Below are 19,998 nucleotides of genomic sequence, written 5' to 3' on the forward strand. Positions count from 1 at the left end.
TTTTTGGGGAGAAAAATACAGTTTGAGTGTACCATGAATAGTTCTTTTTATTTATCTAGACTAATTTTACAATCGGTTCTTATAAACCACATTTAAAATTAAAAGTGGTTTATTGGTGGATGTCCAAAACCCTTGATATAATAACGAATTAACGTTTTGAGAATTGTGAAGCTTTACGCGCTTTTTTCAAACCTGGTTTCTTACGTTCAACCATACGTGGGTCACGAGTTAATAGACCTGCAGCTTTTCAGGAGTAACCATATATTTTGTAAAAGGATAACGGCTTCCTTTTTTCTCTAAACAAACCCACCGTATGACGTCGATCTCTTTGTTGTAATTCTACTAAATACATAGAGATCCCTCCAAGGGTGCTTTATGATCGGGTATAGAATAACTTTATTTTAAATAAAAAAACATTGATGTTATCATAGAGATATGAGGAATCCCATACCAACCTATTCAATAAAGAATCTCTCCTATCTCAAACTTATTGTATGAGAAACCCACTTCAATGCTACTATATCTGCTCATTTTAAAAAATAATATTAGCTTAACAGATCCATGATTCTTCTTTTTCTAAAAAAATTGTTAATTTAGGAGGATTTTATGAAAAATTTCGTTACACAAACATGGTTATTAGAAAATTATTCAAATGATAACTTAATCTTACTTGATGCTCGCGCAGAATTAAATGATCCAAAAGCCGGATATAATCAATATAAAAAAGGACATCTAAAAAGAGCTCAGTTCGTCTCTTTAGAAGATACAATGACTGGAAAAGTCAGCAAGCATGGCGGTCGGCATCCTTTACCAGATATGGAAGTATTTATTACGGAAATGAAGCAGCTGGGTATTTCTGACTCTTCTACAGTAATCATTTATGATAACGGGGATCTGGCGATGGCAGGCAGATTATGGTGGTTGTTAAGATACGCTGGTAAAGATAAGGTATTTTTATTAGAAGGCGGTATAAAACATTGGGTCGATAATGAATTAGAAATTACTACAGTTATTGCCGAGCCGCAATCTTCTGGAGCTCTAAGTTTGAATTTAAATGAATCCATGATTGCAGAACACTCTGAAGTAAAGGCTGCTGTTGACTTAGAACAAACAGTAATAATCGATTCCAGAGCGTATGAACGGTATTCTGGACAAGTGGAACCATTAGATAAATTGCCTGGACATATCCCCAGTGCTTTAAACTATCCTTGGATGGATTTAGTTGATGAAGGTACTATAATAGACAACAACAATATAAACGAAAAGTTTAAATCTCTGGAAGAATATGAGGATATTATCGTTCACTGCGGATCTGGGATAACCGGGACAGTAAATATGTTGTTTATGGAAGAAGCTGGATTGGAGCCGAGGTTGTACCTAGGAGGCTACAGTGACTGGGTCAGTTACGAAAACAGTCAAGTGGTAAAAGACTAAAAATCAGGGAAAACATTGTTTTATACCCCTTTATCGATAAAGCGAATAAATTTCAGGTTTTACGTTTGAGTTTATCCAAAACAAAATTAAGGTAGACACAGCACAAGTCATTACTTTAGTAGAACATCTATCTAAGGTTATTATATCACCCTAAACCCCAATGGGCGAAAGGCAAACGACATTGAAATTATCATGTTCTCAGAGAGTTATTAAATTATCAGATTTTTATGCATAAAAAAGGAACTGCCATATAAGCAGTTCCTTTTTGATATATATATAAAGTAAATTAACGTTTTGAGAATTGTGAAGCTTTACGCGCTTTTTTCAAACCTGGTTTCTTACGTTCAACCATACGTGGGTCACGAGTTAATAGACCTGCAGCTTTTAATGGGCCACGGAAATCTGGATCAACTTCTAATAACGCACGAGAGATACCATGACGGGCAGCTCCTGATTGACCAGTGAATCCTCCACCATTTACGTTTACATGTACGTCGTAGCTACCTAAAGTTTCTGTAAGAGCTAAAGGTTGTTTAACAACTTCGTGTAAATATGGGAATGGGATGTATTCAGTGATATCTTTTTTGTTCATGATGATTTTACCAGTACCTGGTACTAAGCGTACGCGAGCAGTTGAATTTTTACGTCTTCCTGTTGCGATATATTGTGTTTGTGCCATAGATATTCCCTCCTTAAATTAAGTTTGTGATGTCTAATACTTCAGGTTGTTGCGCTTGGTGATTGTGTTCTGCTCCACCGTAAACATGTAATTTCATGCCTTGAGCGCGACCTAAAGTGTTTTTAGGAAGCATACCTTTGACAGATAATTCGATTAATTTACGAGAATCTTTAGCACGTAATGCACCAGCAGAGATTTGTTTCAATCCACCTGGGTTACCGTCGATGTTACGAGAATAGATTTTGTCAGTTGCTTTTTTACCAGTTAATTTCGTTTTGTCAGCGTTGATTACAATTACAAAATCACCTGTATCAACATTTGGTGTGTAAGTTGGTTTATTTTTACCACGTAAAATAGCTGCGACTACACTTGACATACGTCCCATAGGGATATCAGTTGCGTCTACCACATACCATTTACGTTCTACTTCATTTGGTTTTGCCATATAAGTTGTACGCACGTTTTATTCCTCCATATTCTTATCTGTTTGTTTGAATGCACAATAAGTTTCCGGGGCTCATCGTGGTGGCAAACAATACCATTTAATATTCTAACCTTAATATTGACTTTTGTCAATTATTTTAATAGAAATAATTCATTTTTTCATTATTGTGATTAATCCATGTGAAATTTCTGGAGGAATAGGGGTTGCTTGTAGCTATGTTAAGGATTTAATACGAATGACAAAGCATTAGCGCTTAAGCGATTAGGCTTTGTTTGAGGCTTAAAAGTCTGAAGACCACAGGCTTCAGGCGCTCCCATAGCTCTCCACAAGCAAACCCGTCCATCCCAGAAGACATTTCATTTTTATATCAGATTTAAAAAAAATAATCTAAAAAGTACGCCATAAACAAATCATCAATAAACTTACCTTCAATCAAGAATTCATCCTTTAAACGGCCTTCTACTTCAAAGCCATTTTTTTGATACAAGTGAATTGCAGCCGGGTTCGTAGACAATACTCGTAGGCTTAATTTATGAATCCCTTGTTCAGCCGCTAAGGCCTTAATAGCCGTTAGTAAAGCTGATCCTACCCCTTTACCTTCTGCATCGGGATGAACGCCTACATCAATGCTCCACGTCTTCTGGTGAGGAGCTAAGCTACTAGGAGTATGAAACCCTAAGAAGCCTGCAATTTGCTGATTCTCTTCTGCTACGGCTACCAATTGTGAACCCTCAGTATACTGCTTCTCATAATCCTCTACTGTTTCATAAGTTGTGACATGAGGCGTGTTACCTAAATGCCAGATTTGATTTTCAATGGCCATCAATTGGAGATAATCACTTCGCTTACTTGACCGTATGATCCAGTTCATGCTACACCTGCTCTCCTACTTCACTGATTTCTTGATAATCTGTGCCTTTTTTTGCGATTGACGATTCATAGTAAACTTCCATCAAATACAATCCTTGAGGTTTAGCCGTAGGACCAGCTTCATTGCGGTCTTTAACTTCTAACAAGCGTTGGATCTCATCTGCTGGGCGCAATCCATTTGCGATTTGCAATAATGTACCCACAAAAATACGCACCATATTGTATAAAAAGCCGTTCCCTCTAAAGGTAAAAAGCAATTCATTGTTGAATTCGTCTTTCACTACACTGGCTTCATATACAGTACGTACTTTATTTTCTCTGCCACTGTTGCTGGCACAAAAACTTGCAAAATCATGTTCGCCTTCCAGGTCTCTCAGTGCATTTTTCAATTTGTCCATATCAAGTGGATACGGATGGTGTAACGTATATAACCGTTTAAACGGATCCGGTATCTCATTTAAATCGACACGGTACTGATATTTTTTCCCAGAAGTATTGTACCGTGCATGAAAATCATCTTCAACAATGGAGACCTCTTTTACAAAAATCTCATCCGTCGTTAAACTGTTCAATGCGCGCTTCATATTTTTAGCTGGGATCATAAATGGGTAATCAAAATGAATGACTTGCCCTTTAGCATGTACCCCGGAATCCGTTCTTCCAGATCCATGAATGATCACTTCTATTCCTTTGGTCATAATTTTTAACGCTTTTTGAATCTCGCCTTGCACTGTCCGATCGCGCGGTTGGATTTGGAATCCAGCAAAGTGTGTCCCATCGTATTGCACGATCATTTTATAACGTATCCATTTCATTTGTTTGACTCCTTTACACTAACTTGTTCTAGGGGCATTAAAAGTCAAAGAACCTTTCGCACCTAGCAGAAAGGTTCTTTTTCTTCTTGCATCAATTTCTCAATACGACTAATCCGACGGTCAATACAGCATAACCCAGCATCGCTACGGTATCGCGTGACACCCATTCGAGCTGACGGTATTTTGTACGTCCTTCGCCACCTTTGTACCCTCTGGCTTCCATAGCCGTAGCTAATTCTTCCGCGCGGTTAAATGAGCTGACGAATAAAGGAATCAAGATGGGAACAATAGCTTTCATTTGTTGGAAAATATTGCCTTCTCCAAAATCCACTCCACGAGCGCGTTGTGCGTTCATAATTTTTTCGGTTTCATCCATCAATGTTGGCACAAAGCGCAAGGCGATCGACAACATCAAGGCAATTTCATAAACGGGTACTTTAACTGCTTTCAAGGGACGCAATAAGTATTCAATTGCATCTGTCAACGATAATGGCATAGTGGTCAATGTCAGCAATGTCGACATAAAAATGATCAAGACAAAGCGGCAAAAAATGAAGACACCATTCAATAATCCTTCTTGAGAAATAATAATTGGACCCCAATCAAAGTACACCGTGCTTCCACCGGTAAACAGTACTTGTAAGATCACGGTAAAGAGTATCAGCCAGATTAGTGGCTTGACTCCATTGATAAAGAAGCTCAGTTTAATCGTTGATAAGCGAATCGCTGTTAGCGCAAACGCCAATAATAGCAAATACGTCATCCAATTGTTGGCTAAGAAAATAATGCCGATAAAAATAACTGTTCCAAGCAATTTAGCCCTTGGATCTAATTTATGGATCCATGAATCTCCAGGAATGTAACGACCAAAAATCAATTTATCCATCATTTGGCATCACCTGCTTCTGACTCATTGGGTTGCAGTTTCAAAGATGCCGCAATCACATCTGCTAAATCATTAGTCGTTAACGGTAAGCCATTAAAGATAAGGCCCGTTTTCTCGCTCAAGAGGCTACCAAACGAAACGGCAGCAGGAACACCTAACTGCTTTGATTCAAGCCACTCTGCGTCTTTAAACACGTCTTGCGGAGCACCTTCTTTAATGACTGTCCCTTTTTCAAGAACAACCATATGATCGGCGTAATTTGCTACGTCATCCATTTGGTGAGTCACTAAGATAATGGTCAACCCTTGCGTACGGTATAACTGATAGAACATCTCCATCATTTCTTTGCGTCCTTGTGGATCAAGGCCTGCAGTCGGTTCATCTAAGACCAAGACTTCAGGTTCCATCGCTAAAACGCCGGCAATCGCCACACGTCGCATTTGGCCACCAGACAGGTCAAACGGTGAGCGTTCCAAGTAAGACTCGTCTAAGCCCACTATAGGCAGCATACGCTTCGCTAACTCAAGACCCTCTTCTTCTGTAGCTCCAAAGTTTTTCGGTCCAAAAGCAATATCCTTAGCTACCGTTTCTTCAAACAGCTGTGACTCCGGAAATTGGAAGACGATTCCGACTTTTTTACGAATGCCTTTCAAGTTCTTATTGTTAGATTGTGACGTAATGACACGGTCCCCAATCGTTACCGTTCCTTCACTAGGCTTCATCAAGGCATTCAAGTGTTGCAGTACAGTAGATTTTCCACTACCTGTATGCCCTACTAAAGCGGTAAAACTGCCTTCTTTAATGTGCAAGTCAATATCAAAAAGTGCCCGATTTTGGAAAGGTGTCCCTTTTTGGTAGGTATAGCCTACTTTTTCGAAAGTAATGTCCATAACCAGTCCACCATCCCTTCTTCGGTTAAATACTCTGTCGGAACATCGATTCCGCGATCACGCAAGTCGCTTTTCAGCTTCTCAGCAAATGGCAGATCAAGACCCATTTCAATCAATTGATCCCCATAAGAAAAAATCTCTTCTGGCGTTCCTTCTTGTACCAATTCCCCATTTTTCATTACTAGGACACGATTGGCATTTGCTGCTTCATCGATATCATGCGTGATCGAAATAACTGTTAAATTGGCTCTTTCTTTGATCTCCTTGACCGTTGCCAAAACTTCTTGTCTTCCTTGAGGGTCCAGCATACTCGTTGCTTCATCCAAAATAATAATTTGCGGGCGTAATGCAACCACTCCAGCAATCGCTACCCGTTGTTTTTGTCCACCCGATAAACGAGCCGGTTCTTTCTCCATAAAATCGTGCATTTTCACTCGTGTAATAGCGCTTTTTACGCGCTCAATCATTTCATCTCTAGGAATTCCTTGATTTTCTAATCCAAATGCGACGTCATCTTGAACCGTTGAGCCTACAAATTGATTATCCGGATTTTGAAAAACCATTCCGACCATTTCACGAATTTTCCAAATGTTTTCTTCACTTAAAATAAGCCCACCAACGGTTACTTCACCGTGACTAGGAGCAACTAACCCATTGATCGTTTTTGCCAGAGTAGACTTACCAGAACCATTGTGACCGATAATAGCGATCCATTCGCCTTCCTCAATAGAAAGAGAGACATTATTTAACGCTGGTCGATCATCAGTTTCATGGTATTGATAGGAAATATCTTTTAACGTTATGATTTTATTCACTGAACATTCCTCACGTTCTATATACTAAAAAAGAATCGCTCCTTTTCAAGCTTTCTAAGTACAAATTTAGTTAAGACTAACAAAAAATAAGCTACGTTGCAATACACACAACGAATGCTGCTTTTCCTCAGGCCTAAATTACTTACTGCTTTATAGTATAACATTACACAATCTTTTTTTGGGGTGTCTTGACACTATTTTACAGAACTTTTAACTTTCTTTTCATTTTTTTGAAACAAAAATAACTTATTCTCAAATTGATTCCCTTTTCATGGATGAGTGAGTACATATTATTGCTTCACTTGTCCATTAAACCTGCTTTGATGGAAGAGTGACCAAACCTTTAGATGTCACTCTTCCGTGAAGAGCCGTTTCATGGAAGAGTGACGACCCTTTTCTACTCCACTTGTCCGTTAAAGGACATTCTATGACCTTATCCATTAGGAGAGACTGCTTTTGTGCAGCACAAGCACACTACAGTCTAATGAATAGTTGAATAGTTGTAACAGCATAAGAATTAGCTTAGTTAAAATTTCTGGAGGAATAGGGGTTGCTTGTAGCCGTGTAAAGCATTCAATGCAAATGACAAAGCGCTATCGCTTTAGCGACTAAGCTTTGTTTGAGGCTTAAAAGTCTAAAGATAAGGCTTCAGACGGTCCCATGGCTCTCCACAAATAAACCCGTACATTTCAGAAGAATTTTCTTTTTACACGGTCAAATACTATTTGTTTCACTTATCTTTTTGTATTAAAAAAGGAAACAAATATATGGACACCCCCACCTATTTGCTTCCTTTCTTAAGACAAAAAAAATCACTTTCTTTTGATGAATTTACCTCTCCTGAATGAGCAAACTCAAATCAGGAGAAGTTTCGAGCTAGACTTGGAAACCAATAAAATTGATCCCATCATCATAACACTCTTTGCATACATCTAAAAAGTGAAACACATTGAATTTCAAACAATTTCTGTAAGTACTAAATACACGCGGCAACTCGTCATTTTAGCACCACATTAAAATTAAACTAATTCAATAATAACCATTGGTGCAGCATCGCCGCGACGTGGTTGAGTTTTCATGATACGTGTGTATCCACCTTGACGCTCAGCGTAACGTGGAGCAACATCGCTAAATAATTTTTGTAAAACTGATTGAACAACGATATCTTCGCCTTCTTCTTTAACAGAAGCGACTTCGTTACGTACGAATTCTGCAGCTTGACGACGTGCGTGTAAATCGCCTTTTTTACCTAAAGTAATCATTTTTTCAGTCGTTTTACGGACTTCTTTAGCGCGAGCTTCAGTTGTTACGATACGTTCGTTGATGATCAAATCAGAAGTTAAGTCGCGTAGCATTGCTTTACGTTGTGAACTTGTACGTCCTAATTTACGGTAACCCATTGTACATTTCCTCCCTTGTTACAGTACTAGTCGTCTTGGCGTAAGTTTAAGTCTAATTCAGCTAACTTAAATTTCACTTCTTCAAGTGATTTACGTCCTAGATTACGTACTTTAATCATTTCAGCTTCAGTTTTATCAGTTAACTCTTGAACAGAATTGATTCCAGCGCGTTTCAAACAGTTGTATGAACGTACAGATAAATCAAGTTCTTCAATCGTCATTTCAAGCATTTTTTCTTTATGAGTTTCTTCTTTTTCTACCATGATTTCAGCTTTACGAGCTTCATCTGTTAGATTTACGAAGACATTCAAATGTTCTGTAAGAATTTTAGCTGCTAAACTAACAGCCTCTTCTGGACTAATTGAACCATCTGCCCAAACATCAAGTGTTAACTTGTCAGAAATATTTTTCTGACCCACTCGAGTATTTTCGACTTGATAATTCACACGACTAACCGGGGTGTAAATTGAATCGATTGGTAATACACCAATAGGCATATCATCTTGTTTGTTGTGTTCAGCTCGTACATATCCTCGGCCTGATTTTGCTGTCATGCGTACGTGGAAACGTGCGCCTTCTGCAACTGTACAAATGTACAAATCAGGATTTAGAATTTCAACATCGCTATCATAAATGATATCAGCTGCTGTTACTACTGCTGGACCCTTCACATCAATTTCAATCGTTTTGTCTTCACCAGAATATAACTTGAGAGCAAGTTTTTTAATATTTAAAATGATTGATGTTACATCTTCAACAACACCATCGACAGTTGAAAATTCATGTAATACACCATCAATTTGAATAGTAGTTACTGCTGCTCCTGGAAGAGAAGACAACAAAATACGACGTAGAGAATTTCCTAGCGTTGTACCATAACCGCGTTCAAGTGGTTCTACAACGAATTTACCAAACTTGGCATCATCGCTGATCTCAATCGTTTCAATTCTTGGTTTCTCAATTTCGATCATTCTATCTATACCCCTTTCAAAACGTTAAATTCATGTTACTGAGTGCTACCCGACATAGTGAAGCGGCTCTCAATTAAACACGACGGCGTTTTGGAGGGCGGCATCCATTATGTGGAATTGGAGTTACGTCACGAATAGCTGTAACTTCTAATCCTGTAGCTTGTAAAGAACGGATTGCTGCTTCACGACCAGAACCTGGTCCTTTAACTGCAACTTCTACAGTTTTCATTCCGTTTTCCATACTTACTTTAGCAGCTGCTTCTGCTGCCATTTGTGCTGCAAATGGAGTAGATTTTTTTGATCCGCGGAATCCTAGAGCTCCTGCTGAAGACCATGAAATCGCATTTCCATGTACATCTGTAATCATTACGATTGTGTTGTTAAAAGTAGAACGAATATGTGCAACTCCGCTTTCTACATTCTTTTTAACACGACGTTTACGTGTAACTTTTTTTGCCATGAGGTTACCTCCTTACTAATGTTTTATTTTTTTCTGCCTGCAATTGATTTAGCTGGGCCTTTACGAGTACGCGCGTTGTTTTTCGTGTTTTGTCCACGAACTGGTAAACCACGGCGATGACGTATGCCTCGGTATGATCCGATTTCAATCAATCGTTTGATATCTTGGCTTACTTCACGACGAAGGTCACCTTCAACTTTTAATGTATCAATTGTCGCACGAATAGCGTCTAATTGATCATTTGACAAGTCACGTACACGAATTTCTTCTGATACGCCAGCATCTTTTAAGACTTTTTGAGCTGTTGTTTTACCGATTCCATATACATAAGTTAGAGAAATTACTACACGTTTGTCACGCGGAATATCTACACCTGCAATACGAGCCATTAACAATTACACCTCCTGTTTTTTTAAATGATTATCCTTGACGTTGTTTGTGTTTAGGGTTTTCGCAAATCACCATAACACGTCCTTTACGACGGATAACTTTGCATTTGTCACAAATTTTCTTTACTGATGGTCTTACTTTCATGAACTATACCTCCTATTTTATTGACGGAGTACAATTATTTAAAGCGATAAGTTATGCGACCACGTGATAAATCGTAAGGTGACAACTCAACTGTGACTTTGTCTCCTGGTAGGATTCTAATGTAGTGCATTCGGATTTTACCTGAAACGTGAGCCAATACAACATGGCCATTTTCAAGTTCGACTTTAAACATTGCATTCGGCAAAGTTTCAACGACTGTTCCTTCAATTTCAATGACATCGTCTTTCGCCACGCCTAGTACCTCCTTAAAATTGTTTCGCGTTAATACGCGATAAACAGTGAGCGCACTTAGCCCTCACCTTCTATTTGTTTAATCTTCTTATTACTAATACAGTATGCCAGCATTGAAAACACAACACCTCGAATATTGTACCACAAATTAAATATAGTGACAAGTAGCCTCGCTCGTTAACTGATCAAGCAATTTTAACCATGAGCTAGCTGGCTGTGACTTCTATCAAGAAAATCTTGAAGCCATTGTTGCTCTGTTCATTTACTTAGTGTTTGCAATTATGTCTTGGATGTCTTTGAAAACATCTTTAACGTCATCTTCACCATTTACGGTGTATAACACATTACGTTTTTTATAAAAGTCTAATAGAGGTTCGGTTAACTCAAGGTTAACACTAATACGATTTTCAACAGTTTCTGGTTTATCGTCATCTCTTTGATAGAATTCATGTCCACCACAACGATCACAAGTACCTTCAACCACTGGTGGTTTATTGATTTTATGATACGTAGCACCACATGAACGACAGATAATCCGTCCAGTCAAACGTTGCATTAAGATATCTTTGTTAACACTGATGTAAACAACAGCATCTAATTCTTTGTTTAGATCTTTTAAGATTGCTTCCAAAGCTTGCGCTTGGTTAAGCGTTCTTGGAAAACCATCTAGCAAGAATCCATTTTCAGTATCTGCTTCAGCTAAACGTTCTTTTACAATCCCGTTTGTTACTTCATCAGGTACTAAATCGCCTTTATCCATATAAGTTTTAGCTTCTAATCCTAAGGCAGTTTCATTTTTGATAGCAGCTCGGAACATATCCCCTGTAGAAATGTGTGGCACATGGTAAGTGTCAACAATTTGTTCAGCTTGCGTTCCTTTCCCTGCACCAGGAAGACCCATTAAAATGAGATTCAAAATTTTTCCTCCTTAAATGTAAGAATGAGTGCCGAGGATAATCCCCAACACTTTCTTCTTATTGTATAAAGCCTTGGTAATTTTTCTTAGACATTTGTCCTTCAAGTTGTCTCATCAGTTCTAAAGCTACACCAACTACGATAAGTAGACTGGTTCCGCCAAGAGAAACAGATTGAGGCAAGTTCCAAACGTTCGACGCAATTATTGGTAGTATTGCGATAACTCCTAGATATACTGCTCCGACTGTACTCAAACGCGTTAACGTTGAAGAGATAAAGTCTTGAGTAGGTTTTCCAGGTCGCACACTAGGAATATATCCGCCTTGTTTTTGTAAGTTCTCAGCAACTTTCTCTGGATTCACTTGAATGAATGCATAGAAGTAAGTAAAGACTACAATTAAAACAGTATATAATACTGCTCCAAGCGGTTCTTGCAAATTAAAAACCTTATTTAAAATGATGTACCATTGTGCATCAGCATTCGCTGCACTAAAGAATCCTAAGATTGTTTGTGGTGTCATAATAAATGAACTTGCGAAGATTACTGGAATTACACCAGCTGAATTTACTTTCAACGGCAAGTGAGTGTCCTGACCTGAGCCAGCTGAGCGTTTTGAGTATTGAACAGGAATTTTTCTTCTTGCATTTTCGACGTAAACGACAGTTACAACAATTGCTACAAAAGCAATGGCAATCAAAACAGCAAAGAGAATAGCTTGCGCCATATCGTCTCCAGCATTTCGAATCTGCGAATTGTAAAAGTCTCCTAAATCAGAAGGTACGCGAGCAATGATACCTGAGAAGATAATCATTGAGATCCCGTTACCAAATCCTTTAACTGTAATTTGTTCTCCAAGCCACATAACCAACATTGTTCCGGCGGTTAACAGAATAGCAATCATAAGATAAGTAGTTGTACTAGGATTGATAACCAAACCTTGGTCCACTAGAGCATTAAATCCATACGAGATACCGATTGCTTGAACAAAAGCCAAACCAATCGTTAAGTATCTTGTAACTTGATTTAATTTTCTACGGCCTACTTCACCTTGTTTTGCCCATTCAGCAAACTTAGGAATAATGTCCATTTGCAACAGTTGAACAACAATTGAAGAAGTGATATAGGGTGAAACACCGAGTGCAAAAATAGAATAACTGTCTAATGCTCCTCCACCAAATGTATTTAACAAACTAAACAAAGAACTATTTGAGGATAGATCTTGTAAAGCAGCCGCATTAACACCAGGAACCGTTATATGAGTTCCTAGTCTAAATACGATTAAAATACCTAAAGTGAAGAGGATTCTACTACGAATTTCCTTTGTTTTAAAGGACTCTATAAGCAGTTTGATCATTAGATCACCTCAATTGAACCACCAGCAGCTTCAATAGCTTCTTTAGCTGCTTGGGAGAATTTGCTTGCTTTAACAGTAAGTTTACGTTCAACTTGTCCGTTACCCAAAACTTTAATCCCTGATTTTTCAGATTTGATGACTTTTGTTTCAATTAACAACGCTGGTGTTACTACTGTACCATCTTCGAAACGGTTTAATGTATCAAGATTTACGATAGCATACTCTTTGCGGTTAATGTTTGTAAATCCACGTTTTGGTACACGACGGAATAATGGTGTTTGACCACCTTCAAATCCTAAACGTACGCCACCACCTGAACGTGAGTTTTGTCCTTTTTGGCCTCGACCTGATGTTTTACCATTGCCTGATGAAGTCCCACGTCCAACGCGGTTACGCACTTTACGAGATCCTTCAGCGGGTTGTAATTCATGAAGTTTCATATAGATTAGGCACCTCCTTCAATAAAAGTCTACTTACAAATGTTTTTATACTTCTTTAACGTCCACTAAATGTGAGATTGTTTTAACCATACCAGTGATAGCTTCATTAGCAGGTTTAACTACAGTACTGTTGATTTTTCTTAAACCAAGAGCTTGAACTGTATCTTTTTGGTTTTGAGGACGTCCGATAACGCTACGTTTTAAAGTGATTTCTAAATTAGCCATTTCTTAATGTCCTCCTTATCCTATAATTTCTTCTACAGTTTTTCCACGAAGTTTTGCAACTTCTTCAACGCGTTTTAATTGTAATAAGCCATCAACAGTAGCACGGATCATGTTGATCGGTGTGCTTGAACCTAATGATTTGCTTGTTACGTCTGCAACTCCAGCTAATTCCAATACGGCACGTACTGGACCACCAGCAGAAACCCCAGAACCGGCAACAGCAGGTTTAATTAAAATGTTACCGCCGCTATAACGACCAATAACTGCGTGAGGAATCGTAGTATCTACCATAGGTACTTCAATAAGATTCTTTTTAGCATCTTCAATTGCTTTGCGGATAGCTTCTGGTACTTCTTGTGCTTTACCAGTACCGAAACCTACGTGTCCGTTTTTATCTCCGACAACAACGATAGCAGCAAAACGTAGACGACGTCCACCTTTAACAACTTTAGTTACGCGGTTGATTGAAACGACACGATCTTCTAATTCCAAATGTGTTGGATCGATGTAAACCATGTGTGGTATTCCTCCTTTTTTTAAAATTCTAGTCCATTTTCGCGAGCAGCTTCAGCTAAAGCTTGCACACGGCCATGGTAAAGGTATCCACCACGGTCAAAGACTACTTGTTTGATACCTTTTTCAGTAGCGATTTTAGCGATAGCTGAACCAACAGCTGAACCTTGAGCTACTTTTGTTTCTCCTGAAACTTCTTTGTCTAATGAAGATGCACTTGCTAGCGTTACACCCGCTACGTCATCAATTAATTGAGCGTAGATGTTTTTATTAGAACGGAACACGTTTAAGCGTGGGCACTCTGCAGTACCAGAAATTTTAGAACGTACACGACCATGTCTTTTCAGACGTAGTTTGTTTTTGTCTGGTTTTGTAATCACAATTGTCACCTCTTTAATTTTATGGTTGAAAATTAGGCAGCCAGGCTATTATTTACCTGTTTTACCTTCTTTACGACGTACGATTTCGTCAGAATAACGAATTCCTTTACCTTTATAAGGCTCTGGTGGGCGTACGCCACGGATGTTAGCAGCTAAAGCGCCAACTTTTTCTTTGTTTGTTCCTTTAACAACTACTTTAGTGTTAGCAGGAACTTCAATGTTAATACCTTCTTCTGCAGTAAATTCTACAGGATGAGAGTAACCAACGTTCAATACAAGTTTGTTACCTTGTAATTGTGCACGGTACCCTACACCAATTAATTCTAATGTTTTTTCAAAACCAACAGTTACACCAACAATCATGTTGTTTAAATTAGCACGCATTGTGCCATGTAGTGCACGATTTGTTTTCAAGTCATTTGGACGAGAAAAGTTAATTTCGTTACCTTCTACATTCATTGTGATAACTGGGCTGAAAGAACGACTCAATTCACCTTTTGGTCCCTTAACAGTAACGATGTCCTCATTACGAGTAACCGTTACGCCTTCAGGGATAGTGATTGTTTTATTACCTATACGGCTCACAGCAATACACCTCCTTGATTAGTCTTTCTTATTACCAAATGTAAGCGATAATTTCGCCACCAATATTTTTTGCTCTTGCTTCTTTATCTGTGATGACACCTTCAGAAGTTGATACGATCGCAATACCAAGTCCGTTAAGAACTTTAGGTACTTCGCCAGCTTTAGCGTATACACGCAAACCTGGTTTAGAGATACGTTTCAATCCTGTGATAACACGTTCGTTGTCTTTTCCGTATTTTAAGAAAACGCGGATAACGCCTTGTTTGTCATCTTCCATGTATTCAACATCTTTAATGAAACCTTCACGTTTCAAAATGTTAGCAATATCTTTTTTAATTTTTGATGCAGGTGCTTCTAGTTGTTCGTGACGTGCTTGGTTAGCATTACGTACACGAGTTAGAAAATCTGCAATCGGATCTGTCATGACCATTGAATTTAGCCTCCTTTATGCGAGTATCGTATTACCAGCTTGCTTTTTTCATGCCAGGAATTTGTCCTTTATAGGCAAGTTCACGGACGCAAATACGGCAAAGTTTAAATTTGCGGTAAACTGAGTGTGGACGTCCACAGCGTTCACAACGAGTATATGCTTGAGTTGAGAATTTAGCAGGGCGTTTGTTTTTAGCAATTTGTGATTTTTTAGCCACGTAGTTCGCCTCCTATTCTTATTTTTGGAATGGCATTCCAAGTTGTGTTAACAATTCACGAGATTCTTCGTCTGTATTAGCAGTAGTTACAATAACAATATCCATTCCGCGGACTTTGTCTACTTTATCGTAGTCAACTTCTGGGAAGATTAATTGTTCTTTAACGCCTAACGTGTAGTTTCCACGTCCGTCAAAAGACTTGTTGCTGATACCGTGAAAGTCACGTACACGAGGAAGTGAAACAGAAACTAATTTATCTAAGAAATCATACATTCTGTCTCCACGTAATGTTACTTTAGTACCAATCGGCATACCTTCACGTAAACGGAAGCCAGCGATTGATTTTTTTGCTTTAGTGATTAATGGTTTTTGACCAGAAATAACTGTTAACTCATCAACAGCTTTGTCTAAATTTTTAGCATTTGATACAGCATCACCCACACCCATGTTGATAACGATTTTATCTACTTTAGGAGTTTGCATAATTGATTTGTAACCAAATTTTTCTACCATTGAAGGTGTTACTTCTTGGATATATTTTTCTTTAAGGCGGTTCATGAAGTTCATACCTCCTTCCTTATCTATTATTTATCTAAAACTTCACCGGTTTTTTTAGAAATACGTACTTTTTTGCCGTCTTCAACTTTAAAGCCAACACGAGTTGGTTCGCCAGTTGCAGCGTTTATAAGCATAACATTTGAAACGTGGATAGGGGCTTCCATTTCAATGATTCCACCTTGTGGATTCGCTGAGTTAGGTTTTTGATGTTTTTTCATAACATTAACGCCTTCTACGATTACACGATCCTTTTTAGGAAAAGCTTTTAATACAACAGCTTCAGTTCCTTTGTCTTTACCAGTAATAACTTTTACTTTATCGCCTGTTTTAATGTACATGTCTTTCACGCACCTCCTTTGTGGATGGTTGATTATTAAAGAACTTCTGGAGCAAGTGAAACGATCTTCATGAAGTTGTTGTCACGCAATTCGCGAGCAACTGGTCCAAAGATACGAGTTCCACGTGGGCTCTTATCGTCACGGATAATTACACATGCATTTTCATCAAATTTAATGTAAGAACCATCTGAACGGCGAGCTCCTGATTTAGTACGAACGATAACAGCACGAACGACTTCACCTTTTTTGACAACGCCACCTGGTGTTGCATGTTTTACAGTACAAACAATTACATCACCAATGTTAGCAATTTTACGGCCTGATCCGCCTAATACTTTAATAGTTAAGACTTCACGAGCTCCTGAGTTATCTGCAACTCTCAAACGACTTTCTGTTTGGATCACTGTGGTATCCTCCTTCCAGATTTGGAAACTATGTTATTTGTTGAAAAACCTTAAATTGTAACAGCTTCTTCAACAACTTCTACTAAACGGAAATGTTTTGTAGATGACAACGGACGAGTTTCCATAATTTTTACGATATCGCCAATTTTGGCAACATTGTTTTCATCATGTGCTTTATATTTTTTTGAGTATTTAATACGTTTACCGTAACGGCTGTGTTTCTTTTGAGTTTCTATTACGACAACAATCGTTTTATCCATTTTGTCTGAAACAACTCGGCCTTGGTAGACTTTACGTTGATTACGTTCTTCACTCATTGTTTGGTGACCTCCTTTGACAATCAACTATTTTTGTAATTCAGCTTGACGTAACGCAGTTTTAATACGTGCAATCGATTTGCGAACTTCACTTAAACGAGCAGTATTTTCTAGTTGGCCAGTAGCTAACTGGAATCTTAGATTGAATAACTCTTCTTTAAATGCTTTTTCTTTCTCAACCATTTCAGCAGTGGTTAACTCTTTAAGTTCATTAGCTTTCATTCGATTCACCACCAATTTCTTTACGTTTTACAATCTTAGTTTTAACAGGTAGTTTATGAGAAGCTAAACGAAGTGCTTCACGAGCTACTTCTTCTGATACTCCATCAACTTCAAACATGATTTTTCCACGTTTAACTGGTGCAACCCAACCTTCAGGTGCTCCTTTACCAGAACCCATACGAACTCCAATTGCTTTAGACGTATATGATTTATGAGGGAAGATTTTAATCCATACTTTCCCACCACGTTTCATGTAACGTGTCATTGCAATACGAGATGCTTCAATCTGACGGTTTGTGATCCATTTTGATTCTACGGCTTGTAAACCCCATTCACCAAAAGTTACTTCTTTCCCACCTTTAGCTTCACCGCGCATTTTACCTCTAAACTCACGACGGAATTTTACACGTTTAGGTACTAACATGATTATTTCCCTCCTTTCTCAGTGTTCTTTTTTGCAGGAAGAACTTCTCCACGGTAGATCCAAACTTTTATGCCTAGTTTACCGTAAGTTGTAGCTGCTTCTTCCCATGCGTAGTCGATGTCGGCACGCAATGTATGAAGAGGAACAGTTCCTTCTGAATGTGTTTCGCTACGAGCGATATCTGCACCATTTAAACGGCCAGAAACCATTGTTTTAATACCTTTAGCTCCAGCACGCATTGTGCGTTGGATAGCTTGTTTTTGAGCACGACGGAAAGCAACACGGCTTTCTAGTTGACGAGCAATTCCTTCGCCGACTAATTTAGCGTCTAGGTCAGGGCGTTTGATTTCCACGATGTTGATGTGAACTCTTTTGCCTGTTAAATCATTTAATTTTTTACGTAATGCGTCAACTTCAGAACCACCTTTACCAATTACCATTCCTGGTTTAGCAGTGTGTACTGAAACATTAACACGGTTAGCGGCACGTTCAATTTCAACTTTAGAAACAGAAGCTTCGCTTAGTTTTTTTGCAATATATTCGCGGATAGCGATGTCTTCATGTAAAAAGTTTGCAAAATCTTTTTCTGCATACCATTTAGAATCCCAATCGCGAATAATACCTACACGTAAGCCTGTTGGATTAATTTTTTGACCCACAGATTACCCCTCCTTTTTCTCAGATACCACTACTGTAATGTGGCTTGTGCGTTTCAAGATTGGTGCAGCTGATCCTTTTGCACGTGGACGGAAACGTTTCATCGTTGGTCCTTCGTTAACATAAGCTTCGCTTACTACCAAGTTTTCTACGTCTAAATCGTAGTTATGTTCTGCATTAGCAATTGCTGACATTAAAACTTTTTCGATTGCTGGAGAAGCACCACGTGGAGTGAATTTCAAAATTGAAATTGCTTCTCCGATGCTTTTCCCTCTAATAAGATCGACAACTAAACGAACTTTACGAGCTGCAATACGAACAGTTTTAGCAGTTGCTTTAGCTTCTGTAATTTGTTCTGCCATATCGAGTTATCCTCCTCTCAAAATTAACGTTTAGTTTTTTTATCATCCGCAGTGTGACCACGGTATGTTCTTGTTGGTGCAAATTCACCTAATTTGTGTCCGACCATGTCTTCTTGAATGTAAACTGGTACATGCTTGCGTCCATCATAGACTGCGATTGTGTAACCAATGAAACTCGGGAAAATTGTTGAACGACGTGACCAAGTTTTAACGACAGATTTCTTTTCGCCTTCGGCCATTGCATTCATTTTTTTCATTAAGTGTTCATCGACAAAAGGTCCTTTTTTAAGACTACGACCCATGGGTGAACCTCCTTCCATTCCTTAGGAAAGTTGGTAAAACCAACTAACCTAGGTTTATTTTGTTTTACGACGACGTGTAATAAATTTATTAGATTGAGCTTTCTTGTTACGTGTTTTCAATCCAAGAGCAGGTTTACCCCATGGAGTCATTGGACCAGCATGTCCGATTGGAGCTTTACCTTCACCACCACCGTGTGGGTGATCGTTCGGGTTCATTACAGATCCACGAACAGTTGGGCGTTTGCCTAACCAACGAGAACGTCCGGCTTTACCAATGTTGATCAATTCATGTTGTTCATTACCAACAGAACCGATTGTTGCACGACAAGTTCCTAAGATTAGACGAACTTCACCTGAGTTTAAGCGAATCAATACGTATTTGCCTTCTTTACCTAACACTTGCGCGCTAGTTCCAGCTGAACGAACTAATTGTGCACCTTTACCTGGTTTCATTTCAATATTGTGGATTACAGTACCAGCAGGAATGTTTTCTAATGGAAGAGCATTTCCTGTTTTGATATCTACTGTTTCTCCTGAAACGATTTGTTGTCCTACTTGGATTCCTTTAGGTGCGATGATGTATGTTTTAATACCATCAACGTATTGTACTAAAGCAATGTTAGCTGAGCGATTTGGATCGTACTCAATAGTTTTGATGATACCCACGATACCGTCTTTATTACGTTTAAAGTCGATAACACGGTAGTTACGTTTATGTCCGCCACCACGGTGACGTACCATGATTTTACCAGCATTGTTACGTCCGGCTTTTCTTTTGTTTGGTTCCAACAAAGTCTTTTCAGGCGTTGTTGAAGTGATTTCTGCGAAATCAGAACCAGTCATATTACGACGGCCGTTTGTGGTAGGTTTGTACTTTCTAATACCCACGTGTTTTACCTCCCG

At 38.6% G+C, this 19,998-nt stretch carries 33 protein-coding genes and 1 pseudogene; 1 reads left to right on the forward strand and 33 read right to left on the reverse strand.

Translation table 11 applies throughout. The annotated features are described in order from the left end of the window. Positions 1–148 precede the first annotated feature (148 nt). Positions 149–247 (reverse strand): annotated as a pseudogene (gene rpsI / locus ABS916_RS04720) (30S ribosomal protein S9); the annotation flags it as partial. 359 nt (positions 248–606) lie between these two features. Here rpsI (ABS916_RS04720) and ABS916_RS04725 point away from each other — a divergent pair. Beyond that, on the forward strand, positions 607–1,434 hold the full coding sequence (locus ABS916_RS04725) for a sulfurtransferase (RefSeq protein ID WP_089977279.1): 828 nt from the start codon (positions 607–609) through the stop codon (positions 1,432–1,434). Between the two features lie 286 nt (positions 1,435–1,720). Here the strand turns inward: ABS916_RS04725 and rpsI (ABS916_RS04730) are convergent, their stop codons facing one another. From rpsI (ABS916_RS04730) to rplB, 32 genes are all read right to left on the reverse strand, one after another. Next, on the reverse strand, positions 1,721–2,113 hold the full coding sequence (gene rpsI, locus ABS916_RS04730; RefSeq protein WP_035020835.1) for a 30S ribosomal protein S9: 393 nt from the start codon (positions 2,111–2,113) through the stop codon (positions 1,721–1,723). Positions 2,114–2,126: 13 nt separating this feature from the next. Beyond that, a complete protein-coding gene (rplM, locus tag ABS916_RS04735; protein ID WP_007722173.1) occupies positions 2,127–2,573 on the reverse strand; it encodes a 50S ribosomal protein L13 in 447 nt (148 codons plus the stop codon). Positions 2,574–2,931: 358 nt separating this feature from the next. Continuing rightward, positions 2,932–3,429 (reverse strand): GNAT family N-acetyltransferase, encoded by a 498-nt coding sequence (locus ABS916_RS04740; RefSeq protein ID WP_350450807.1) that lies wholly within the window; start codon positions 3,427–3,429, stop codon positions 2,932–2,934. Position 3,430: 1 nt separating this feature from the next. Then, positions 3,431–4,243 (reverse strand): tRNA pseudouridine(38-40) synthase TruA, encoded by an 813-nt coding sequence (gene truA / locus ABS916_RS04745; RefSeq protein ID WP_350450808.1) that lies wholly within the window; start codon positions 4,241–4,243, stop codon positions 3,431–3,433. A gap of 91 nt (positions 4,244–4,334) precedes the next feature. Further along, positions 4,335–5,132: an energy-coupling factor transporter transmembrane component T family protein gene (locus ABS916_RS04750; protein WP_350450809.1), complete on the reverse strand. Its 798-nt coding sequence runs from the start codon at positions 5,130–5,132 to the stop codon at positions 4,335–4,337. Continuing rightward, on the reverse strand, positions 5,129–6,019 hold the full coding sequence (locus tag ABS916_RS04755) for an energy-coupling factor ABC transporter ATP-binding protein (protein ID WP_350450810.1): 891 nt from the start codon (positions 6,017–6,019) through the stop codon (positions 5,129–5,131). The genes ABS916_RS04750 and ABS916_RS04755 overlap by 4 nt, the downstream gene beginning before the upstream one ends. Continuing rightward, positions 5,995–6,834, reverse strand: a complete 840-nt coding sequence (locus tag ABS916_RS04760) for an energy-coupling factor ABC transporter ATP-binding protein (RefSeq protein ID WP_350450811.1) — start codon at positions 6,832–6,834, stop codon at positions 5,995–5,997. Before ABS916_RS04760 ends, ABS916_RS04755 begins: the two co-directional genes overlap by 25 nt. Positions 6,835–7,853: 1,019 nt before the next feature. Beyond that, complete coding sequence (gene rplQ / locus ABS916_RS04765) at positions 7,854–8,234, reverse strand: 50S ribosomal protein L17 (protein WP_007722182.1); 381 nt, start codon at positions 8,232–8,234, stop codon at positions 7,854–7,856. A 26-nt stretch (positions 8,235–8,260) separates the two neighbouring features. Beyond that, positions 8,261–9,205: a DNA-directed RNA polymerase subunit alpha gene (locus ABS916_RS04770; protein WP_007722184.1), complete on the reverse strand. Its 945-nt coding sequence runs from the start codon at positions 9,203–9,205 to the stop codon at positions 8,261–8,263. A gap of 73 nt (positions 9,206–9,278) precedes the next feature. Next, positions 9,279–9,665 carry a 30S ribosomal protein S11 gene (gene rpsK, locus ABS916_RS04775; protein ID WP_007722186.1) on the reverse strand — a complete coding sequence of 129 codons (387 nt, stop codon included), beginning with the start codon at positions 9,663–9,665 and terminating at the stop codon, positions 9,279–9,281. Positions 9,666–9,688: 23 nt separating this feature from the next. After that, entirely contained in the window at positions 9,689–10,054 is a 366-nt protein-coding gene (gene rpsM, locus ABS916_RS04780) for a 30S ribosomal protein S13 (protein ID WP_035020846.1), read from the reverse strand. 31 nt (positions 10,055–10,085) lie between these two features. Continuing rightward, entirely contained in the window at positions 10,086–10,199 is a 114-nt protein-coding gene (gene rpmJ / locus ABS916_RS04785) for a 50S ribosomal protein L36 (RefSeq protein WP_007722194.1), read from the reverse strand. Between the two features lie 34 nt (positions 10,200–10,233). Continuing rightward, positions 10,234–10,452 (reverse strand): translation initiation factor IF-1, encoded by a 219-nt coding sequence (gene infA, locus ABS916_RS04790; RefSeq protein ID WP_013712012.1) that lies wholly within the window; start codon positions 10,450–10,452, stop codon positions 10,234–10,236. Between the two features lie 261 nt (positions 10,453–10,713). Continuing rightward, on the reverse strand, positions 10,714–11,367 hold the full coding sequence (locus ABS916_RS04795) for an adenylate kinase (RefSeq protein ID WP_350450812.1): 654 nt from the start codon (positions 11,365–11,367) through the stop codon (positions 10,714–10,716). A gap of 58 nt (positions 11,368–11,425) precedes the next feature. Then, positions 11,426–12,721, reverse strand: coding sequence for a preprotein translocase subunit SecY (secY, locus tag ABS916_RS04800; RefSeq protein ID WP_350450813.1), 1,296 nt, complete (start codon positions 12,719–12,721; stop codon positions 11,426–11,428). Continuing rightward, entirely contained in the window at positions 12,721–13,161 is a 441-nt protein-coding gene (gene rplO, locus ABS916_RS04805) for a 50S ribosomal protein L15 (RefSeq protein ID WP_013712015.1), read from the reverse strand. Before rplO ends, secY begins: the two co-directional genes overlap by 1 nt. A 45-nt stretch (positions 13,162–13,206) precedes the next feature. Beyond that, positions 13,207–13,386 carry a 50S ribosomal protein L30 gene (rpmD, locus tag ABS916_RS04810; RefSeq protein ID WP_013712016.1) on the reverse strand — a complete coding sequence of 60 codons (180 nt, stop codon included), beginning with the start codon at positions 13,384–13,386 and terminating at the stop codon, positions 13,207–13,209. 15 nt (positions 13,387–13,401) lie between these two features. Next, positions 13,402–13,902: a 30S ribosomal protein S5 gene (gene rpsE, locus ABS916_RS04815; protein ID WP_350450814.1), complete on the reverse strand. Its 501-nt coding sequence runs from the start codon at positions 13,900–13,902 to the stop codon at positions 13,402–13,404. 20 nt (positions 13,903–13,922) lie between these two features. Beyond that, entirely contained in the window at positions 13,923–14,279 is a 357-nt protein-coding gene (rplR, locus tag ABS916_RS04820; RefSeq protein WP_350450815.1) for a 50S ribosomal protein L18, read from the reverse strand. A 48-nt stretch (positions 14,280–14,327) separates the two neighbouring features. Continuing rightward, positions 14,328–14,864 carry a 50S ribosomal protein L6 gene (rplF, locus tag ABS916_RS04825; RefSeq protein WP_013712019.1) on the reverse strand — a complete coding sequence of 179 codons (537 nt, stop codon included), beginning with the start codon at positions 14,862–14,864 and terminating at the stop codon, positions 14,328–14,330. Between the two features lie 31 nt (positions 14,865–14,895). Further along, complete coding sequence (gene rpsH, locus ABS916_RS04830) at positions 14,896–15,294, reverse strand: 30S ribosomal protein S8 (protein WP_350450816.1); 399 nt, start codon at positions 15,292–15,294, stop codon at positions 14,896–14,898. 31 nt (positions 15,295–15,325) lie between these two features. Then, positions 15,326–15,511, reverse strand: a complete 186-nt coding sequence (locus tag ABS916_RS04835; protein WP_013712021.1) for a type Z 30S ribosomal protein S14 — start codon at positions 15,509–15,511, stop codon at positions 15,326–15,328. 18 nt (positions 15,512–15,529) lie between these two features. Continuing rightward, complete coding sequence (gene rplE / locus ABS916_RS04840; protein ID WP_023179552.1) at positions 15,530–16,069, reverse strand: 50S ribosomal protein L5; 540 nt, start codon at positions 16,067–16,069, stop codon at positions 15,530–15,532. A 26-nt stretch (positions 16,070–16,095) separates the two neighbouring features. Continuing rightward, entirely contained in the window at positions 16,096–16,407 is a 312-nt protein-coding gene (rplX, locus tag ABS916_RS04845; RefSeq protein WP_350450817.1) for a 50S ribosomal protein L24, read from the reverse strand. A 35-nt stretch (positions 16,408–16,442) separates the two neighbouring features. Continuing rightward, positions 16,443–16,811 carry a 50S ribosomal protein L14 gene (gene rplN, locus ABS916_RS04850; protein ID WP_013712024.1) on the reverse strand — a complete coding sequence of 123 codons (369 nt, stop codon included), beginning with the start codon at positions 16,809–16,811 and terminating at the stop codon, positions 16,443–16,445. A 50-nt stretch (positions 16,812–16,861) separates the two neighbouring features. Then, the gene (gene rpsQ / locus ABS916_RS04855) at positions 16,862–17,128 is read right to left on the reverse strand and encodes a 30S ribosomal protein S17 (protein WP_350450818.1); all 267 of its coding nucleotides are present in this window, start codon (positions 17,126–17,128) and stop codon (positions 16,862–16,864) included. A 27-nt stretch (positions 17,129–17,155) separates the two neighbouring features. Further along, positions 17,156–17,350 carry a 50S ribosomal protein L29 gene (gene rpmC, locus ABS916_RS04860; protein WP_013712026.1) on the reverse strand — a complete coding sequence of 65 codons (195 nt, stop codon included), beginning with the start codon at positions 17,348–17,350 and terminating at the stop codon, positions 17,156–17,158. After that, a complete protein-coding gene (gene rplP / locus ABS916_RS04865; RefSeq protein ID WP_035020865.1) occupies positions 17,340–17,774 on the reverse strand; it encodes a 50S ribosomal protein L16 in 435 nt (144 codons plus the stop codon). The genes rpmC and rplP overlap by 11 nt, the downstream gene beginning before the upstream one ends. A 2-nt stretch (positions 17,775–17,776) precedes the next feature. Further along, a complete protein-coding gene (gene rpsC / locus ABS916_RS04870; RefSeq protein WP_350450819.1) occupies positions 17,777–18,433 on the reverse strand; it encodes a 30S ribosomal protein S3 in 657 nt (218 codons plus the stop codon). 3 nt (positions 18,434–18,436) lie between these two features. Beyond that, positions 18,437–18,793, reverse strand: coding sequence for a 50S ribosomal protein L22 (gene rplV, locus ABS916_RS04875; RefSeq protein WP_013712029.1), 357 nt, complete (start codon positions 18,791–18,793; stop codon positions 18,437–18,439). 23 nt (positions 18,794–18,816) lie between these two features. Beyond that, entirely contained in the window at positions 18,817–19,095 is a 279-nt protein-coding gene (rpsS, locus tag ABS916_RS04880; RefSeq protein WP_035020868.1) for a 30S ribosomal protein S19, read from the reverse strand. A gap of 54 nt (positions 19,096–19,149) precedes the next feature. Further along, positions 19,150–19,983, reverse strand: a complete 834-nt coding sequence (gene rplB / locus ABS916_RS04885; protein ID WP_350450820.1) for a 50S ribosomal protein L2 — start codon at positions 19,981–19,983, stop codon at positions 19,150–19,152. Between the last annotated feature and the right edge of the window lie 15 nt (positions 19,984–19,998).

The sequence above is a fragment of the Carnobacterium sp. genome (assembly GCF_040274945.1).
In the GTDB taxonomy this organism is placed as follows: Bacteria; Bacillota; Bacilli; order Lactobacillales; family Carnobacteriaceae; genus Carnobacterium_B.

Coding starts and splice junctions, on each gene's coding strand:
- ABS916_RS04725 (WP_089977279.1), top strand. CDS start 607: ATGAAAAATTTCGTTACACAAACATGGTTATTAGAAAATTATTCAAAT.
- rpsI (WP_035020835.1), bottom strand. CDS start 2,113: ATGGCACAAACACAATATATCGCAACAGGAAGACGTAAAAATTCAACT.
- ABS916_RS04740 (WP_350450807.1), bottom strand. CDS start 3,429: ATGAACTGGATCATACGGTCAAGTAAGCGAAGTGATTATCTCCAATTG.
- truA (WP_350450808.1), bottom strand. CDS start 4,243: ATGAAATGGATACGTTATAAAATGATCGTGCAATACGATGGGACACAC.
- ABS916_RS04750 (WP_350450809.1), bottom strand. CDS start 5,132: ATGATGGATAAATTGATTTTTGGTCGTTACATTCCTGGAGATTCATGG.
- ABS916_RS04755 (WP_350450810.1), bottom strand. CDS start 6,019: ATGGACATTACTTTCGAAAAAGTAGGCTATACCTACCAAAAAGGGACA.
- rplQ (WP_007722182.1), bottom strand. CDS start 8,234: ATGGGTTACCGTAAATTAGGACGTACAAGTTCACAACGTAAAGCAATG.
- ABS916_RS04770 (WP_007722184.1), bottom strand. CDS start 9,205: ATGATCGAAATTGAGAAACCAAGAATTGAAACGATTGAGATCAGCGAT.
- rpsK (WP_007722186.1), bottom strand. CDS start 9,665: ATGGCAAAAAAAGTTACACGTAAACGTCGTGTTAAAAAGAATGTAGAA.
- rpsM (WP_035020846.1), bottom strand. CDS start 10,054: ATGGCTCGTATTGCAGGTGTAGATATTCCGCGTGACAAACGTGTAGTA.
- rpmJ (WP_007722194.1), bottom strand. CDS start 10,199: ATGAAAGTAAGACCATCAGTAAAGAAAATTTGTGACAAATGCAAAGTT.
- secY (WP_350450813.1), bottom strand. CDS start 12,721: ATGATCAAACTGCTTATAGAGTCCTTTAAAACAAAGGAAATTCGTAGT.
- rplO (WP_013712015.1), bottom strand. CDS start 13,161: ATGAAACTTCATGAATTACAACCCGCTGAAGGATCTCGTAAAGTGCGT.
- rpmD (WP_013712016.1), bottom strand. CDS start 13,386: ATGGCTAATTTAGAAATCACTTTAAAACGTAGCGTTATCGGACGTCCT.
- rpsE (WP_350450814.1), bottom strand. CDS start 13,902: ATGGTTTACATCGATCCAACACATTTGGAATTAGAAGATCGTGTCGTT.
- rpsH (WP_350450816.1), bottom strand. CDS start 15,294: ATGGTCATGACAGATCCGATTGCAGATTTTCTAACTCGTGTACGTAAT.
- rplE (WP_023179552.1), bottom strand. CDS start 16,069: ATGAACCGCCTTAAAGAAAAATATATCCAAGAAGTAACACCTTCAATG.
- rplX (WP_350450817.1), bottom strand. CDS start 16,407: ATGTACATTAAAACAGGCGATAAAGTAAAAGTTATTACTGGTAAAGAC.
- rpsQ (WP_350450818.1), bottom strand. CDS start 17,128: ATGAGTGAAGAACGTAATCAACGTAAAGTCTACCAAGGCCGAGTTGTT.
- rpmC (WP_013712026.1), bottom strand. CDS start 17,350: ATGAAAGCTAATGAACTTAAAGAGTTAACCACTGCTGAAATGGTTGAG.
- rplP (WP_035020865.1), bottom strand. CDS start 17,774: ATGTTAGTACCTAAACGTGTAAAATTCCGTCGTGAGTTTAGAGGTAAA.
- rplV (WP_013712029.1), bottom strand. CDS start 18,793: ATGGCAGAACAAATTACAGAAGCTAAAGCAACTGCTAAAACTGTTCGT.
- rpsS (WP_035020868.1), bottom strand. CDS start 19,095: ATGGGTCGTAGTCTTAAAAAAGGACCTTTTGTCGATGAACACTTAATG.